Annotated in this window: 1 rRNA gene; it reads left to right on the top strand. The window is 65.1% G+C overall.

Annotation, left to right across the window (positions count from 1 at the left end):
* The first annotated feature begins 2 nt into the window (after positions 1-2).
* Positions 3-1509 (top strand): 16S ribosomal RNA (locus tag AB5Z20_RS09825).
* The last annotated feature ends 12 nt before the right edge of the window (positions 1510-1521 follow it).

Here is a 1521-nt window from a genome sequence, read left to right as displayed (position 1 = left end):
TTTGGACGGAGAGTTCGATCCTGGCTCAGGATGAACGCTGGCGGCGCGCCTAACACATGCAAGTCGAACGGCACCCACCTTCGGGTGGAAGCGAGTGGCGAACGGCTGAGTAACACGTGGAGAACCTGCCCCCTCCCCCGGGATAGCCGCCCGAAAGGACGGGTAATACCGGATACCCCGGGGTGCCGCATGGCACCCCGGCTAAAGCCCCGACGGGAGGGGATGGCTCCGCGGCCCATCAGGTAGACGGCGGGGTGACGGCCCACCGTGCCGACAACGGGTAGCCGGGTTGAGAGACCGACCGGCCAGATTGGGACTGAGACACGGCCCAGACTCCTACGGGAGGCAGCAGTGGGGAATCTTGCGCAATGGGGGGAACCCTGACGCAGCGACGCCGCGTGCGGGACGGAGGCCTTCGGGTCGTAAACCGCTTTCAGCAGGGAAGAGTCAAGACTGTACCTGCAGAAGAAGCCCCGGCTAACTACGTGCCAGCAGCCGCGGTAATACGTAGGGGGCGAGCGTTATCCGGATTCATTGGGCGTAAAGCGCGCGTAGGCGGCCCGGCAGGCCGGGGGTCGAAGCGGGGGGCTCAACCCCCCGAAGCCCCCGGAACCTCCGCGGCTTGGGTCCGGTAGGGGAGGGTGGAACACCCGGTGTAGCGGTGGAATGCGCAGATATCGGGTGGAACACCGGTGGCGAAGGCGGCCCTCTGGGCCGAGACCGACGCTGAGGCGCGAAAGCTGGGGGAGCGAACAGGATTAGATACCCTGGTAGTCCCAGCCGTAAACGATGGACGCTAGGTGTGGGGGGACGATCCCCCCGTGCCGCAGCCAACGCATTAAGCGTCCCGCCTGGGGAGTACGGCCGCAAGGCTAAAACTCAAAGGAATTGACGGGGGCCCGCACAAGCAGCGGAGCATGTGGCTTAATTCGAAGCAACGCGAAGAACCTTACCAGGGCTTGACATATGGGTGAAGCGGGGGAGACCCCGTGGCCGAGAGGAGCCCATACAGGTGGTGCATGGCTGTCGTCAGCTCGTGTCGTGAGATGTTGGGTTAAGTCCCGCAACGAGCGCAACCCCCGCCGCGTGTTGCCATCGGGTGATGCCGGGAACCCACGCGGGACCGCCGCCGTCAAGGCGGAGGAGGGCGGGGACGACGTCAAGTCATCATGCCCCTTATGCCCTGGGCTGCACACGTGCTACAATGGCCGGTACAGAGGGATGCCACCCCGCGAGGGGGAGCGGATCCCGGAAAGCCGGCCCCAGTTCGGATTGGGGGCTGCAACCCGCCCCCATGAAGTCGGAGTTGCTAGTAATCGCGGATCAGCATGCCGCGGTGAATGCGTTCCCGGGCCTTGTACACACCGCCCGTCACACCACCCGAGTCGTCTGCACCCGAAGTCGCCGGCCCAACCGTCAAGGGGGGAGGCGCCGAAGGTGTGGAGGGTGAGGGGGGTGAAGTCGTAACAAGGTAGCCGTACCGGAAGGTGCGGCTGGATCACCTCCTTTCTAGGGAGATAC

The organism is Collinsella aerofaciens (assembly GCF_040910245.1).
GTDB lineage: Bacteria > Actinomycetota > Coriobacteriia > Coriobacteriales > Coriobacteriaceae > Collinsella.
Note: the sequence above shows the minus strand (reverse complement) of the source record. Positions and strands in the feature narration are given on the sequence as shown.